Raw genomic sequence first — 15,337 nt, 5'->3', positions numbered from 1 at the left:
TGGGTTTGAACGCAGCCGTCGTCGTGCTGCGCGTTGCTTCAGGGGTGCTGTCGGCTTTCATCGGGCTTTCCGCATGGTTTTGTTGTCTCCAGTGCGAATTTTTAAACCCATCAAAAAGTTCTTGGATCGCGAATTTCCGTTCCGGACATTGAGCGGAATCGATGTTTGAACGAGCGGGAAAACGGGGCGGCATTGCCGGCGGCACGACGTGCGCCCTCGGACTGATGGAAGTGAACTCGCGCTAGAACACGGCGCGGCAAAGGCTGCGCGCGCGGCGCAAGGCAGCACGACGACGGAGAGAGCACCAGGCAAACGGGACCGCCGCCGGATCGACGCATCGCGACCTTCGCAACGCGCCGACGGCGGCGGACAAGGAAAGGCCGGCCGTCGACATGACCGGTCCTTGCGTAATCGGCATGAATCCAACAGCCGCGCGCGTTATCGCTCGTGATCGCGCGGGCGAGTACCGGGTTCGCGCAGACTTTCGGGGAACGCTCGGGAGGCGCGCTCAGTTATACCCAAGAATCGCGACCGTCGCGACATCCGGCCGGTCGAACTGGCTGCCGACAAGCGACACCGTCGGCTCCTGCAGCACTGCCTGATAGGACGACACGCGCACGTCGTCCGCGTTGCCCGCGTCATCGCATGCCGCGTCGGCGAAATCGTCCATCCCGACAAAGAACTCGGGTTGCATCTTTGAAAAAGTCATCTCCATTCCTCAATATGTGATGGGTGGTCTATGCCACTTGCTTCAGATTCACCGCATGCGGCGGCTCGCCGTCGTGTGCGGCTTCCGCATGCGCGAGCTGCGCGCGCGTGCGGCGCGTGATGTGGATCACCGCGAGCACGACCGGCGCGATCAGCAGGCCTTCCGCCAGCTCGGGATCGACCGGCAGGCTCAGCACGTGCATGGCCTTGAATGCCGCCGCCGCGAGCGACAGCACGTAATAAGAGATCGCCGCGACAGACAGGCCTTCGACCGCATGCTGCAGATGCAGCTGGTTGCGCGCGGTGCGCTCCATGCCGGCGAGCAGCCGCGTGACGTCCTTTTCCTGCGCGAGATTGACGCGCGTGCGCAGCAGGTCGACCGCGCGCGCGATGCGCGCGGCGATCTGCTCGTGACGCGCCCATACGCTGCGGCACGTCTCCATCGCCGGCGCGAAGCGCCGCTCCATGAATTCCGCGATCGTCGGCATGCCTTCGATCCGTTCCTCGCGCAGTTCGTGAATGCGCGCGAGCACGAGCTTCTCGTACGCGCGCGACGCGCTGAAGCGTCCACCGGACCCCGACAGCGATTCGACGCGCACCGCCAGGTGCGTGAGCCTGACCAGCAGCGCCGCGTCGTCGCCGTTCGTGCCGCTCGTGTCCATGCTCTGCATCAGCGCCTGCAGCGACGCGTGGATGTCGTCGAGCTCGCGGCTCATTCGGCGCGCGACCGGCAGCGCGAGCAGCGCCATCATCCGGTACGTTTCGATTTCATAGAGACGCTGCAGCAGGCGGCCGCCCTGCTCTTCGCGGAAATCCTCGTCGACGACGAGAAAGCGCATGAAGCCGTCGGGCCGCACGTGCCAGTCGCAGAACACCTTGCCGCCGCCGAGCACGTTGCTGCCGACGAGAATCGGCCCGTCGATCCAGCGGCGCAGGTCGCCGCAGACGAGCTTCGCGGCGGCGCCCGACACCAGTTCCATCCGCACCGCGACGAACCTGATCCCGTTCAGTCGTGCGAACCAGTCGGCCGGGATCCCTTCGATCGCGAGATCGTCGAAGTAGCCGGTGTCGCGGCGCGGCGCCGCGAACGTGAAGGTCGAGAATTCGGTGTGCCGCTCCCACTTCAGGTACCAGCCGCTCAGCGACTGCACCGCGTGATGCGTCGCGCCGTCTTGCGGCACGGGGAGGCCCGCGTCACGGCACAGCGCGTGCAGCAGCGTGTCGTGAATGTCCGGCTGGCCGTCCGAATAGATCGCGTAATGGGTCAGCGAAACGGATTCGGCCAGCCGCAGGAACGGCCGAGCATGCAATTCCGCGGCCAGTGCGGCGCGCAACGGATGGTCCATCATCGATACACCATGTTTTCCTTGTTCAACCCCGCGGCTTCGGCATGTCGGCTATCGTGCCCGGGCCAAGCCCGACGCGCCGTCAGCCGCAGCGGAATCGCTAGCGTGATCGCACTATGGCAGACACATAACGACAATAAAATCGCATAATGTTGATCGTTACGTTCAATTTTCCTGATACCGATGAAGATGCTCGATCACGACGTGCTCGCCACTGTCGTCGCGGTCGCGGAGACCGGCAACATGACCCGGGCCGCCGAAGCCGTGAACCGCTCGCAATCCGCCGTCAGCATGCAGATCAAGAGCCTCGAGGATGCGCTGGGGCGGCCGCTGTTCGTGCGCCGTCCGCGCAGCATCGTGCTGACGCGCGAGGGCGAGGTGCTGCTGGGCTTCGCGCGGCGGATGCTCGCGCTGCGCGACGAGGCATGGGCGGCCGTCGTACGTCCGGAAGTGACTGGCAAGGTCGTGATCGGCGTGCCGGACGACTATGCGTCGTCGCTTCTTCCTTCAGTGCTTAAGAAATTCTCGGCGTCGTATCCGAAGGTCGAGATCCAGGTGATCGGGCTGCCGAGCAGCGCGCTCGCACCGCTGATCAAGGACGGCACGGTCGATCTCGTCTGTGGCACCCGCGTGAAGGGGTTGTCCGGCGATTTCGTGCGGCACGAGCCGATGGCGTGGGCGGCGATGACGAACGGGCCGCGCGTGTGGGAGGAGCGGCCGCTGCCGATCGCGGTGTTCATGCCGGGCAGCGTCGCGCGCGAGAACGCGATCCGCAGCCTCGAACGCGCGAAGTTGCCGTACCGCACCTCGTATGAAAGCCCGAGCCTGCTCGGGCTGATCAGCATGGTGGAAGCGGGGCTCGCGGTCGCGCCGCTCGCGCGCTGCGCGATTCCGTCGCAACTGACGGTGCTCGGCCGCTCGCACGGGCTGCCCGACCTGCCGCCGCTCGAGCTGATCCTCGCGCGCAGCACGAAGTCGAAGCGGCCGCCGTGCGACTTCCTCGCGGAGCAGATCATGGAGGATCTGCAGCGGCAATCGGGGCAGGCGGGCGACACGTAAGCGCAAGTGCGAGTGCAAGTGTGCGGTCGAACGTTGCGCCGGCCGCCGCCGCGATCACGCCCGCTTCCGCTGCGCGGGCGCATTCACTTCTTTCTCGGATCGTCCGCCGGGTTGACATACACGATCCCCCACGGCCCGTTCACGTTCAGCTGGACCACGGTTTCTTCGCTGGTCCACGCGAAGTGGTGCATCCTGGGCGGCATCAAGATCATGCTGCCGGGCCCCAGCGGCCGCGATTTCTCGGGGTCGAGCGTGTCGCCCATCCCGTAGTTGAGCGTGCCGGACAGCACGGTGACCCGTTCGACGTTCGGATGCCAGTGCGGCGCCACCTTCGCATTGGCCGGAAATTTGACGCGCGCGACGATCGGCCCCTTCTTGTCCATTTTCCCTTCGAGAACCGCGATCTGTGCGCCAGGCACCAGCGGAAGATCGGCCCATTTGAGCTCGTCGGGCGTCACGATCATCACTTGGCTTGCCGACTGCGTCCACCCCGTCGGTGGAGCGGCCAGACAGGCCGCGACGACCAGCACGGGAATCGAGAATTGCCTGCTTTTCATTCTGCTCTCCTTATGACGGCCACGGCGCGGCCGACTCGGCCACGCACCAGGACTTCGCCGTTTCCCGCACCGACGCTGCCGTTCGACAGCGAACAACCGTTTGCAGCGAAGCTGTATCGAACATAGGAGAGGCACGGCACGATGCCAGTGAGACAAACCCGGAACAGCCGGGCGGCGCTGATCTGAGGAATGCAATGCGTGTGCGTGTCGCGATCATGACCAGATCACAGATGCCGGGCGAGCGATGCAACTCGAGATCGGCCGGCGGCAGGCCTTCGTCGGCGCCGAGCACGCGCCGGTTCGCGGGCAGCACGAAGTCGAAGCGGCCGCCGTGCGACTTCCTTGCGGAGCAGATCATGGAGGATCTGCAGTGGCGAACCGGGCTGGCCATTCGGCAGACTCGGCCTGCCGGATTCGTGGCGATATGCTCGTTGATTTCCGCTCCTTGCCCGCCGCCATGCCCGCCCGAAGTGTCGATCTCAGCCATGTTCTGCCATACGAAGCGACGTACTTCGACGATCGTCTGACGGTCCATCGAAACGATCTGGACATCTCCGCGTTGCTTGGGATGGAAGGCGAAGTTTCCGACGAACTGCTCGTTTCGTTGTGCGGAGCGCCTGCCGGATCGGATATTCAAGCCTATCTCGACAGTACGGAAAAACTGACATTCGCTGTCACCAACCCCACATTGATCCGATCGGAAAATCGTGTGTCTGTCATTCGAAACTCGGACGCGTCCATACTCGAACTCAGGACAATCGATCTGGTCGATAACGCTATCGCCGGACTCGGAGCGGCGATGCTGTGGCGGATCGTTCGAGCGTGTGATACGTTGGGAATCACCCGGATCGGTGCATTTGCAGCGGGCGGCCGCAAAGCGGCGCCAAAGCCCGGCGGGCCCCGACTATATGGATACTACGCGTGGCCAAGGTTCGGCTTCGATGCACCCATTCCCGACCAGCATGGCGATGAAGCGGCACTGTCCCAGTATTTTCAAGGGTACCCGGTCGGTTTGGCCGACGGGTCGCTTCGTTCGCTGCGCGCGCTCTACGCGACTCGATTCGGGCGAGATTTCTGGCGCGTAGCCGGATCGAATCGCTGGGTGACATTCGACGTTGCGCCGCATGGCGAGTCAGTGCTGGCGTTGCAAGCCTACTTGATCGAAAAGGGGATTTACGGATGACCGAAAAGCACAGCCCGATCGCTGGATTCCGAATCGCGCGGCCTGCGGCGCGGCGCGTTCGCACGATGAGCGAGCACCGTCCCGTTCTTCGCTCGGAAGTCAGGCAGCTCATTGAAGAACTCATCGTGAACGAACTCCGTCAAAGCCTGGCGAGCGTCATGCGCACGTCCGCCGTCGGGCCTGTCGAACGGCCGGCCGGCGAGCCAGCATCCCAGCCGCAAAGAAAAGTCTTCAACGTGGGTCGCATCGATCTCTCGAAGTGCAAGTTGCCCATCATATCGGACGCCGACGCCGAGGCCATGTGCCGCCGGGAAACGCTCATGCACTTCGGACAGGATCCCGATCTGTAACTTGTCGAGGCAATGAGATGGCCGCAGCCATCATGCCGTTCGGCCAAATGACTGAACGGCATTCGTGCTCGCGAACAATGCAATCGACAATCGATTCGAGTTCGACTGATCTCCAGTTAACAAAAATCGCTGACAGATTGGGAAATCGCCGCCCAATGGATCGACAAGCAGGCGTTGTCGAAGCGACAAGCCAACCGCCCGCGCGGGACAACAACCGTGCCCGCACCCCTACCCCTTCCTCGCCGCGCCAGGGTTGACCCGAGAATCCTGACATGCCACGAGCGGCCGGCCCCGGCGACGCGATCACGCTCGCGACCGTATCGGCGCCGTCCTGCAGCTTGACGGGCGTCGGTCGTTCTCCGGCGGCGGTGGCCGCCGCGGGACGGTTGAACTGCGAGGCCATCGCGGTTTACCGCAACGTCTCGCGACGCGCGTCCCACAGGCGCGAAACGTGCATTCGGATTTGAAAGAACCCCCGGGGGAAACAGGTGTGTCCGTGTCACCTTCCGCGCGTGAGCAAGGGTTTGTCTGGTTGGCTTTCGAAGCCTGCCTGAACTAGCTTCGTGAAGTCTGCCGCCGCATCGTTCGATCGGCGGAAAGTGACACTGTGGTGACGTATTGCGCACGACGATCCCGTATCGGAGCGCAGTCTCGTTGCCGACGTTTCATCGCGCTCGATCGCGCACGCATCGATGCCGCCAGAGAGACTTCCTTTGGCCGGCATGTGACGTGGCGCGCGTTCGGCCGACCCGTGATGTGATCCGAAGCGATCCGGAGCGACGTGCGCCGGGGGTGAATCTGCAAGCCTGATCATGGAGACGCACCGTGAAGCGCATGCCATTTCGCCATATCCGTGCCATCACCTATGCAAGCGTGCTGCTCTTTCAAGCCGAAGCGCAGGCGCAATCGCTTGACGCTCAGTCGACGCAGGAGAACATTTCCGCGCTGCGCCAGGAAGTCGATCACCATCTGAAGGAACTGGACGCGCTCAAGCGCAAGCTGGCCGACGAAGAAGCGAATCTGTCGCGCCTGAGCCGCGCGCTCGACGCCCGTGAGCTCTCTGCCAGGCGCGGCGCGGGCACCGGCGATACGGGCGGCGCCGGCGGCTCGGCGCCACCGGCCGATACCGGGGCCGCCGGCGCCAGCGCCGGAACGGCAGCCAGCGCGTCCGGCAACGTGCAGGCCGCGGCCGGATCCACCCCGACGCCGAGCCAGCCGGTCGGCCAGGCGCCGGTGCCGGACACCGCGCCACCGCCCGTCGCGCCGATCTTCGATCAGCCGGGCGTGCTGACACCCAAGCACAAGTTCGTCGTCGAGCCGTCGTTCCAGTTCAGCTATTCGTCGTCGGACCGCGTCGCACTCGTCGGCTACACGATCATCCCGGCCCTGCTGATCGGCCTGGTCGACGTGCGGGAAGTCAAGACGACGACGCTCACGGGCGCGGTCGCCGCGCGTTACGGGATCACCAACCGGATGGAAGTCGAAGTCCGCATTCCCTACGTGTATTCGACGACCGACACGGTCAGCCGGGAGATCTTCACCGGCACGGCGCAGGACAACGCGTTCAACAGCCATGGCAAAGGGCTCGGCGATGTCGAAATGACGCTGCGCTACCAGTTCAACAACGGCGGACCCGACAAGTTCTACTACATCGGCTGGCTCCGCTTCAAGACCGCCACCGGCAAGAGCCCGTTCGACGTCGTCACCGATTGCGTCACGCGCTGCGTCGGCAACACCACCGGCACCGGCCTGCCGCTCGAGCAGCCGACCGGCTCGGGCTTCTATGCGATCCAGCCGGGCCTCACCTGGCTGTTTCCGAGCGACCCGGTGGTGTTCTTCGGCAATTTCAGCTATCTGCACAGCTTCGGACGCGACAATCTCAGCCTCACGATTCTCAACGGACAGAAGGATTTCCTCGGCAGCGTGCAGCCCGGCGATATCTGGGGTTTCAACCTCGGCATGGGCCTCGCGCTGAACGAGAAGGCATCGGTGAGCCTCGGCTACGATCAGAGCATCGTGCTGCCGACGAAACAGAACGGCCAGACGGTGCCGGGCTCGGTGCGCGTGATCCTCGGCACGCTGCTCGTCGGCTACTCGTATCGGCTGTCGCCGAAGACCACGCTGAATCTGTCGATTGGCGCAGGCCTCACGCGCGACACGCCGGACGTGGTCATGACGATGCGCGTGCCGATCGCGTTCTGATCACCGGGCGCGGCCAGTGGCAGGCGGTGCGCCGGGTATCGGCCCGGCAAGGGCGCCGCTGGCCGCTCACCTGCCCGGCAATACGCCGATCAGCGCGTTGTTGAGCGTCGACATGATGTTCAGGTTCTTGAACGTCGACAGCGTGTTGACGGATGTGTTGATCGTGGTCAGCGCCTGAATGCGCTGGTTGTCGAGCGTATTCTGGATCACCGCGCCGGTCAGCGCCGGCAGCGCGCCGGGCTGCGCGGCATTGCCCGGGCCGACCTGGATCAGCGCGCCCACGTTCGCGGCCGCCAGCGCCTGCGCCTGTTGCGCGGTGATCTGGCTGATATCCGGAATGTTGATGTTGGTCGTCGCGACCAGGTTGCCGTTCACGAACGCGACTCGCGACACACCGAACGAAACCTGCAGGCCGCCCGGCAGATCGAAGCCGCCGCGCATCGCATCGAGGCGCGCGTCGGTGAGCGCGACCGCGCCGCTTGTCTGCACGACACTCTCGACGGTCGCGGCCGTCGATCCGTCCTGCATCGCCGCCGCGCCCATGGACGCCATCCCGCCGCACGCGATCGCAGCGATGCCGGCGATCTTTCTGGTCCCGGATCTCATGACAGTCCTCAAAAATCGCTCGGGCCGTGCTTCGGCACCACCACGTAGTACAGGCCATCGCGGTTGATGCCGGTATAGAGCGGTGCGCTTGGCGCAACGCGCCAGTCGCGCGGGTCGTTGAACACCGCGAGCTCGGGCTTGTTGTGGATCACGAAAATCACATGGTCTTCCCACTTCTGCTCGAAACTCGCCTGCGACATCGGCCGCGTGCCGGTGGCCGGATCGCCGACGAGCACCCGCCCGTCACGCAGCCCCTTCACGACCACGAAGTGGTGATAGCCGTGCTCGGTGATCAGCACGATCGCCGGCGTGTGCGTCTTCGCGAGTGTCTGCAGCGGCAGTTCGTAGCCGTCCGCGACGAAGCCGTGCGCTTCGAGAAAGCGCCGGATGTCGAGCAGCGAGAATCCCTGCCGCCGGATCTTCTCCTGATTGCCGTTCTCCCACATCTGGGCGAAGGCCGTCTGCTCGGTCATCGGATAGCCATACTGGTAAGTCAGCAGCGTCGCGACCGCGGCCGACCCGCAGCTGAAGTCGTACTGCTGTTTGACGGTGCGCTTGAAACGCGCCTCCTTGAGACTCGTGACGTGCATCGCGTAGCCAGCGCCTGCCGGATCGACGACGGTCATCTCGTCCGCCTGCGCAGCCAGGTCGCAAAGCGCGCACGCGAGCGCCGCCATCCACACTGCAGCAATCCGTGTCATCGCTCAGTTCCCGAAGTGCACGTTGAGCACCGTTGCGTTCTGAATCAGCACGTTGGCGCCGGTATTCTGGATGACCGTCGGCAGGCCGCTCGAATTGGCGAACGAGCCGTCGGCAATCGAATTCGAGCCCGTCGAGACCCGGTTCGCCACGTTGTCGGAAACCGCACCAGTCAGATAGTTCTGGCCGATCAGCGCATCGCCGCCCCGGTGCTCGTCGAGCTGGTCGGGCGTCATCGCAGCGCCGAAGCTGTCGTCGTGCGCGGTCGCGGCGCCAGTCGCAGGCATGGCGGCGACTGCGGCCGGAGCGGTCGCGGCGCTGTCCGCGAGCGCAACGGGCGTGGAAGGTGCGGGAGGTGCGGGAGTTGGCGCAGCACTGACGGCTGCATCCACGGCAATGAATCTTGACGCGTCGTCAGGCGCCGCCCGGGCCGTCAGGGCCGGCAGCAGCGCAACAGGCAATAGCACCAGCGAAAATGCCTTTCGGATTCGCATGGCTGTCTCCTTGGGCCCCGCGCGGGATTGCTCGGACCCGGCGCGCAGGGTGCGGAATCTGCGTGACCGTCGATCGACGGAAATCAGGCCGAATACGCCGGCGACGACGAGGCGGCCATTCAGCCATCCCGCCCTCGCCGGCCGGCCCGTCCGGCGATGCGACGCAAGCCGCGGGATCGTCTGCACCCCGCGGCAATGCGTACGTTTCGCCGCGACTGGCCGGCTGTTCTAACGTCCGACGGTCAGGTTCGCCTGCACGGTTACAGCCTGCTGCACGAGTGATCCCAGGCCGCTGTTCTGGTTGGCCATCATGATGCCGGCCGCGCTCTGACCGACGCTCGCCATCGAGTTGGCCATGTCGAACGTCCCCGCGCTGACTCCGACGGCTCCGCCTGCGCCACCTGCGCCGCCGACTGCGCCGTTACCGACGCCGCCGTTGCCGGTGCCGCCTGCGCCGCCCGCGCCGCCCATCGCACCCACCGCGCCGCCGCCTGCGGTCGCGCCGCCGTTGCTAGCCACCGTCGCCGCGCCGCCGTTGGTCGCGCTGCCTCCGTTGCCCGTGCCGCCTGCCGCGCCGTTGCCCGCCGAGGCCGTCGCTGCGCCGCCTGCACCGCCCGACGCTGTGCCGGTGCCACCCGTGCCCGGGCCCGATCCGCCCGAAGCCGACGACGAGCCCGCCGTCCCTGGGCCGCCCGTGCCGGTGCCTGTACCCGAACCCGCGCCGGTACCCGTACCGGTACCGGTGCCGCTGCCGACCGATGCCGTCACGTTTCCGCCGCCATGCGTCGTGACGCCGACGGAACCCGGATCGCCCGTGCCTGTGCCGCTACCCGTGCCCGCGCCCGTGCCGCTGCCCTTGCCGTCGCCGCCGACGCCAACCGACGCCGCAACCGCGCCGCCGCCCTTGCCGGAGCCGTAGCCGCCGCTCGCCGTGGCATAGCCGCCGCCCGCGCCACTGGCCCCGGCTGCACCGCCGTTTCCGCCGCGCCCGCCGTTGCCTGTGCCGGCCGTCGCGCTGCCGTTGCTCGCGTTGCCCGCCGTCGCGCTGCCGTTCGTCGCGGTGCCGCCGCTGCCGCCGGCGCCGCCGGCGCCGCCGGCGCCGCCTGTGCCACCCTTGCCGCCCAAGCCAACCCCGTAGCCGCCCCTGCCGCCGCTTCCGCCGGCCGCGCTGCCCGTGTTGGTCGCATGGTTGCCGATGCCCGAAACCTGGACGTTGCTCACGACTCCGTCCAGCCTGCTGAGCGCGACGACCTTGGTGGTATTGAAGGAATCCTGAGCGACGCTCGCACCGGGCGAGACTTCGTTCGCATTGGACCCGGTGGAGCTGGTCTGGGTCGAGCCCACCGTGTTGGTCATGGTGTTCGATCCGTCATCGGCCTTCTGACTGCATGTCGAGCTGGTATCGCTACTGCATGGGTTGGCCACCGCGTAGCCGCTGCATCCCAACGCGAGGATCGCAGCGGACGCCAATAAAGTTTTGCGCATGAAAACCTCCTGAAGTAACGAGGGGCGGCTTGGCCGACTGCGCCAATCCGGCCAACGTCACGCATTGGCGATGCCAACCCTGCAAGCGCCTGAATGCAAAAGGGAAATAGGTTTTTTTTACGCGAAATAACGTGACCCGCCCGATTTCAACGTGCGAAAAATGTTTCAAGCATGAAACGCGTCAAAGGGCGCTGCTCCGGGACATCCCTGATACGCGGATCGAATCCCGTTTGGTTTCAGACACATGCGGAGCCTTCCGAAGTCGGTCCGGTGAACGAAAAATGTTTCACTTTTGGCACAGTCGATTGCTGGATCCGGGTTCACCCGTGTCGACGGATATTCGATCCCGATCGCAGACGCACATCCGGCAAGGCAGCCGGCGCGATTCGTTCCGTACAGGAGGCAAAGGCCGCGCGCAGCGGCACTTCAGAAACGTATCAACTACGATCACGCAGCTTGTTTCGTCGAATCCCGCTCGCGTCAAGCATCGGCAAGCGCGCGTCAGGTTCATATGGAAAGAGGATTCGGCCGCGGCCGCCCACGCAACGGCGGCGATCGGCCGAGACTGACGCGAACGCGGCGCTCTCCTCGTGACGCGTATGCATCCACCGGATCGTGCCGAGCTGGCTCAGGCTGAACGACAGCCCGTTCAGACAGGCTGGCAAGCCGGCTGAAAAACAGGCCGACGAACAAGGCTGGCAAACAAGGCTGAAAAACAAGGCTGAAAAACGCCGCGCTCAACTCCAGTCCGACGCGGCCTCGTCCGGATCGACGAGCGTCAGCCCCGCCGCCGGCAGCGGCAGCGCGGTCTTGTAGCGCACCTGCTTGAGCGCGAAGCTGGAGCGGATGTTCGACACGCCGGGGATCGTCGTCAGCCGATCGATGATGAAGCGCTCGAGCGTTCGCATGTCGGGCATCACGACGCGCAGCAGGTAGTCGGCGTCGCCGGACATCAGGTAGCACTCCATCACCTCCGGCCGCTGCGAGATCGCTTCCTCGAAGCGCCGCAGCGCATCCTCGACCTGCTTCTCGAGGCTGACCTGGATGAACACGTTGATCCGCAGGCCGAGCGGCTCGGGGTCGAGCAGCGTGACCTGCTGCCTGACGAGGCCGAGCTTCTCCAGCGCACGCACGCGGTTGAAGCACGGCGTGGCCGTCAGGTTCACGGCGCGCGCGAGTTCCGCGTTCGTGATCCGCGCGTTCTGCTGAAGCTGGTTCAGGATGCCGATGTCGATGCGGTCGAGCCGCCGGGGCTGGGTACTCATCGTTGAAATATTCCTTGATCGTCGCCATAACCAGAATATTTATACTATCGTCGCGCAAAATCCCAATGAAATCAGACGCAAATTTTGCGGGCCGGCGGGTAGCATGAATCCCGTTGATGCGCGCCTCCCGGACCCGGCGTGCGGGAGAACTGCGATGACGGATTTATCCAGCGGTATCGAAGCGAAGCAGCGCGCCGACGCGGCGCATGTCGACACCGACCCCGAAGAAACTGCCGAGTGGCTCGACGCGCTCGACGGCGTCGTCGCGCACGTCGGCAAGGAGCGCGCGCAATACCTGTACGGCCGGCTGGCCGCCCATGCGCGTGCAAGCGGCCTTGCGTCCGCGCGCACGCCCGTCACGGGCTACGTGAATACGATCCCCGCCAGCGAGCAGCCGCGTTATCCGGGTGACCTCGACATCGAGGAGCGGCTGTCGGCCGCGTTGCGCTGGAATGCGCTCGCGATGGTCGTGCGCGCGAACCGCGCGTATGGCGAACTCGGCGGGCACATCGCGAGCTATGCGTCCGCTTCCGACCTGTTCGAGGTCGGATTCAACCATTTCTTCCGCGCGGACACCGCCAGTGCCGCCACCGGCACCGCCGGCGCTGGCGCTGGCGCTGGCGCTGGCGCTGGCACTGGCACTGGCACTGGCACTGGTGCTGGCGCCGGCGCTGGCACTGGTGCTGGTGCTGGTGCTGGTGCTGGTGCTGGTGCTGGTGCTGGTGCTGGTGCTGGTGCTGGTGCTGGTGCTGGTGCTGGCAACGGCGACGGTTGCGGCACCGGCGACCGCAACGACAATGGCAATGGCGACAGCGCAGGTGGCGACCTCGTCTACTTCCAGCCGCATTCGTCGCCCGGCGTCTATGCACGCGCGTATCTCGAAGGGTTCCTCACCGAGGATCACCTGAAGCATTACCGGCGCGAGATCGCCGGGCCGGGCCTGTGTTCGTATCCGCATCCGTGGCTGATGCCGGATTTCTGGCAGTTCCCGACCGGCTCGATGGGCATCGGCCCGATCAACGCGATCTACCAGGCGCGCTTCATGCGCTACCTGCAGCATCGCGGGCTCGCGAACACGGCCGGCCGCACGGTGTGGGGCTTCTTCGGCGACGGCGAGATGGACGAGCCCGAATCGCTCGGCGCGTTGTCGCTTGCCGCGCGCGAAGGGCTCGACAACCTCGTGTTCGTGATCAACTGCAACCTGCAGCGGCTCGACGGCCCCGTGCGCGGCAACGGCCGCGTCGTCGACGAGCTCGAAGCGCTGTTCGCGGGCGCCGGCTGGAACGTGATCAAGGTGCTGTGGGGCTCGGACTGGGATCCGCTGTTCGCGCGCGATCACGCGGGCGCGCTGGCCCGTGCATTCGCCGACACGGTCGACGGGCAGTTCCAGACGTTCTCCGCGAACGACGGCGCGTACAACCGGGCGCGCTTCTTCAGCCAGGACCCGGCGCTCGACGCGCTCGCCGCACAGCTGACCGACACGGAGATCGACCGCCTGCGCCGCGGCGGCCACGACGCGCGCAAGCTGCATGCCGCGTATGCGCGCGCGCTCGGGCACCGGGGCCAGCCGACCGTGATCCTCGCGAAGACGATGAAAGGCTTCGGGATGGGTGCGGCCGGCCAGGGCCGGATGACGACCCATCAGCAGAAGAAGCTCGACGTCGACGATCTGAAGGCGTTCCGTGACCGTTTCCGGCTGCCGCTGTCGGACGACGACGTCGAGCAGCTCAAGTTCTACAAGCCCGCGGAAGACAGCCCGGAGATGCGTTACCTGCATGCTCGCCGGGCTGCCCTGGGAGGCTATCTGCCCAGAAGGCGGATGGCGGCATCGAAGGGGCTGACCGTCCCTTCGATGCCGGCCTGGGGCGCATTCGCGCTGGACGCGGCCGGCCGCGAGATGTCGACGACGATGGCACTCGTGCGCATGCTCACCGCGCTGCTGAAGGATCGCGACATCGGTTCGCGTGTCGTGCCGATCGTTGCCGACGAAGCGCGCACGTTCGGCATGGCCAGCATGTTCCGGCAAGTCGGCATCTATTCGCCGCTCGGCCAGCGCTACGAGCCGGAGGATCTCGGCTCGATGCTGTATTACCGCGAAGACACGCGCGGCCAGATCCTCGAGGAAGGCATTTCGGAAGCGGGCGCGATCTCGTCGTGGATCGCCGCGGCGACGTCGTACAGCGTGCATGACCTGCCGATGCTGCCGTTCTACATCTACTACTCGATGTTCGGTTTCCAGCGGATCGGCGACCTGATCTGGGCGGCGGCCGACCAGCGCTCACGAGGCTTTCTCGTCGGCGCGACGTCGGGGCGCACGACGCTCGGCGGTGAAGGCCTGCAGCATCAGGACGGCAGCAGCCATCTCGCGGCGTCGGCGATTCCGAACTGCCGCGCTTACGATCCGGCGTTCGCATATGAAGTGGCAACGATTGTCGACGCCGGGATGCGCGAGATGGTCGAGCAGCAGCGCGACGTGTTCTATTACGTGACGGTGACGAACGAGAGCTACGCGCAGCCTTCGATGCCCGGCGACGATGTGCCGGCATTGCGCGAAGGGATTCTGAAGGGGATGTATCCGCTGCCGGCGGACTCGCACGCGACCGCGCAGGTGCAATTGCTCGGCGCGGGCGCGATCCTCGGCGAAGCGATCGCCGCACAGCGCATGCTGAAGGAGCACTGGGACATCGACGCGGCCGTGTGGAGCGTCACGAGCTTCACCGAGCTGCAGCGGGACGGAATGGAGGCTGAACGGCTGTCCCGCCTCGACGACACGCCGGCGACGCCGCATGTCGCACCGTACGTCACGCAGGTGCTCGCCGCGTCGCGCGGGCCGGTGATCGCCGCGACCGACTACGTGCGCGCGGTGCCGGAACTGATCCGCGCTTACGTGCCGCGCCGCTACGTGACGCTCGGCACCGACGGCTTCGGACGCAGCGATACGCGTGAAGCGCTGCGCGCGTTCTTCGAAGTCGATCGCGCGAGCATCGTGATCGCCGCGTTGAAGGCGCTGGCGGATGAAGGCGAAATCGGCGCCGATGTGGTGTGCGCCGCGCGCGAGCGCTATCGGAAAGCCGCGCAGCCGGGCAGCGCGCCGTGGCAACGATAGGCGGCGACATCCGTAGCGGACACGGGTGACCTGGAAACAGCGGGACGGATCCGAATGACGTGCGGATCCGTCCTATCCGTCCTATCCGTCCTATCCGTCCTATCCGTCTGATCCGTCTGATCCGTCTGATCGACGCAGCGCGACTAACTCTGATTCGCCGCGCCTTCGATTCGGCACGCTCGAACCCGAACAATTGACCGGAATCCGGCCGGCACGCCGGCAGCATCGCCCGCGAAGGCGACGCGTCGAACCGCGCCGGTTGTGACCGACTGGTCAT

At 65.8% G+C, this 15,337-nt stretch carries 13 protein-coding genes and 1 pseudogene; 6 read left to right on the top strand and 8 right to left on the bottom strand.

Translation table 11 applies throughout. The features are described from left to right. Positions 1-508 precede the first annotated feature (508 nt). Positions 509-709 carry a hypothetical protein gene (locus ACV22Z_RS34665; protein ID WP_448080755.1) on the bottom strand — a complete coding sequence of 67 codons (201 nt, stop codon included), beginning with the start codon at positions 707-709 and terminating at the stop codon, positions 509-511. A 28-nt stretch (positions 710-737) separates the two neighbouring features. Next, positions 738-2,057, bottom strand: a complete 1,320-nt coding sequence (locus ACV22Z_RS34660; protein WP_448080754.1) for a DUF3422 family protein — start codon at positions 2,055-2,057, stop codon at positions 738-740. 180 nt (positions 2,058-2,237) lie between these two features. On the opposite strand from ACV22Z_RS34660, the gene ACV22Z_RS34655 reads away from it, so the two are divergent. Continuing rightward, positions 2,238-3,113, top strand: a complete 876-nt coding sequence (locus tag ACV22Z_RS34655; RefSeq protein ID WP_448080753.1) for a LysR family transcriptional regulator — start codon at positions 2,238-2,240, stop codon at positions 3,111-3,113. A gap of 83 nt (positions 3,114-3,196) precedes the next feature. On the opposite strand, the gene ACV22Z_RS34650 is transcribed toward ACV22Z_RS34655, so the two are convergent. Next, the gene (locus tag ACV22Z_RS34650) at positions 3,197-3,670 is read right to left on the bottom strand and encodes a cupin domain-containing protein (RefSeq protein ID WP_448080752.1); all 474 of its coding nucleotides are present in this window, start codon (positions 3,668-3,670) and stop codon (positions 3,197-3,199) included. A gap of 302 nt (positions 3,671-3,972) precedes the next feature. On the opposite strand from ACV22Z_RS34650, the pseudogene ACV22Z_RS34645 reads away from it, so the two are divergent. The 4 genes and pseudogenes from ACV22Z_RS34645 to ACV22Z_RS34630 all read left to right on the top strand — a co-directional run. Beyond that, positions 3,973-4,059: pseudogene (locus ACV22Z_RS34645) on the top strand (LysR family transcriptional regulator); the annotation flags it as partial. Positions 4,060-4,094: 35 nt separating this feature from the next. Further along, entirely contained in the window at positions 4,095-4,853 is a 759-nt protein-coding gene (locus ACV22Z_RS34640) for a hypothetical protein (RefSeq protein ID WP_448080751.1), read from the top strand. Continuing rightward, complete coding sequence (locus tag ACV22Z_RS34635; RefSeq protein ID WP_448080750.1) at positions 4,850-5,203, top strand: hypothetical protein; 354 nt, start codon at positions 4,850-4,852, stop codon at positions 5,201-5,203. Before ACV22Z_RS34640 ends, ACV22Z_RS34635 begins: the two co-directional genes overlap by 4 nt. Before the next feature lie 825 nt (positions 5,204-6,028). After that, a complete protein-coding gene (locus tag ACV22Z_RS34630; RefSeq protein WP_448080749.1) occupies positions 6,029-7,405 on the top strand; it encodes an acetate kinase in 1,377 nt (458 codons plus the stop codon). Between the two features lie 66 nt (positions 7,406-7,471). Here ACV22Z_RS34630 and ACV22Z_RS34625 read toward each other — a convergent pair whose 3' ends face one another. The 5 genes from ACV22Z_RS34625 to ACV22Z_RS34605 all read right to left on the bottom strand — a co-directional run bounded on the left by ACV22Z_RS34625 (position 7,472) and on the right by ACV22Z_RS34605 (position 11,954). Beyond that, on the bottom strand, positions 7,472-8,011 hold the full coding sequence (locus ACV22Z_RS34625; RefSeq protein ID WP_448080748.1) for a hypothetical protein: 540 nt from the start codon (positions 8,009-8,011) through the stop codon (positions 7,472-7,474). Positions 8,012-8,019: 8 nt separating this feature from the next. Next, complete coding sequence (locus ACV22Z_RS34620) at positions 8,020-8,712, bottom strand: C39 family peptidase (protein WP_448080747.1); 693 nt, start codon at positions 8,710-8,712, stop codon at positions 8,020-8,022. Between the two features lie 3 nt (positions 8,713-8,715). After that, on the bottom strand, positions 8,716-9,390 hold the full coding sequence (locus ACV22Z_RS34615; protein ID WP_448080746.1) for a hypothetical protein: 675 nt from the start codon (positions 9,388-9,390) through the stop codon (positions 8,716-8,718). Positions 9,391-9,432: 42 nt separating this feature from the next. Next, positions 9,433-10,689, bottom strand: coding sequence for a hypothetical protein (locus ACV22Z_RS34610; RefSeq protein ID WP_448080745.1), 1,257 nt, complete (start codon positions 10,687-10,689; stop codon positions 9,433-9,435). Positions 10,690-11,426: 737 nt separating this feature from the next. Continuing rightward, entirely contained in the window at positions 11,427-11,954 is a 528-nt protein-coding gene (locus ACV22Z_RS34605; RefSeq protein ID WP_448080744.1) for an Lrp/AsnC family transcriptional regulator, read from the bottom strand. 154 nt (positions 11,955-12,108) lie between these two features. Here ACV22Z_RS34605 and mdeB point away from each other — a divergent pair, with 154 nt between their 5' ends. Next, positions 12,109-15,060: an alpha-ketoglutarate dehydrogenase gene (gene mdeB / locus ACV22Z_RS34600; RefSeq protein WP_448080743.1), complete on the top strand. Its 2,952-nt coding sequence runs from the start codon at positions 12,109-12,111 to the stop codon at positions 15,058-15,060. Positions 15,061-15,337: the final 277 nt, after the last annotated feature.

The organism is Burkholderia sp. PU8-34, assembly GCF_053427725.1.
Note: the sequence above shows the minus strand (reverse complement) of the source record. Positions and strands in the feature narration are given on the sequence as shown.

Excerpts from the sequence above, each read along its gene's own strand:
- ACV22Z_RS34665 (WP_448080755.1), bottom strand. The coding sequence starts at position 709 with ATGACTTTTTCAAAGATGCAACCCGAGTTCTTTGTCGGGATGGACGAT.
- ACV22Z_RS34660 (WP_448080754.1), bottom strand. The coding sequence starts at position 2,057 with ATGATGGACCATCCGTTGCGCGCCGCACTGGCCGCGGAATTGCATGCT.
- ACV22Z_RS34655 (WP_448080753.1), top strand. The coding sequence starts at position 2,238 with ATGAAGATGCTCGATCACGACGTGCTCGCCACTGTCGTCGCGGTCGCG.
- ACV22Z_RS34650 (WP_448080752.1), bottom strand. The coding sequence starts at position 3,670 with ATGAAAAGCAGGCAATTCTCGATTCCCGTGCTGGTCGTCGCGGCCTGT.
- ACV22Z_RS34640 (WP_448080751.1), top strand. The coding sequence starts at position 4,095 with ATGCTCGTTGATTTCCGCTCCTTGCCCGCCGCCATGCCCGCCCGAAGT.
- ACV22Z_RS34635 (WP_448080750.1), top strand. The coding sequence starts at position 4,850 with ATGACCGAAAAGCACAGCCCGATCGCTGGATTCCGAATCGCGCGGCCT.
- ACV22Z_RS34625 (WP_448080748.1), bottom strand. The coding sequence starts at position 8,011 with ATGAGATCCGGGACCAGAAAGATCGCCGGCATCGCTGCGATCGCGTGC.
- ACV22Z_RS34620 (WP_448080747.1), bottom strand. The coding sequence starts at position 8,712 with ATGACACGGATTGCTGCAGTGTGGATGGCGGCGCTCGCGTGCGCGCTT.
- ACV22Z_RS34610 (WP_448080745.1), bottom strand. The coding sequence starts at position 10,689 with ATGCGCAAAACTTTATTGGCGTCCGCTGCGATCCTCGCGTTGGGATGC.
- ACV22Z_RS34605 (WP_448080744.1), bottom strand. The coding sequence starts at position 11,954 with ATGAGTACCCAGCCCCGGCGGCTCGACCGCATCGACATCGGCATCCTG.
- mdeB (WP_448080743.1), top strand. The coding sequence starts at position 12,109 with ATGACGGATTTATCCAGCGGTATCGAAGCGAAGCAGCGCGCCGACGCG.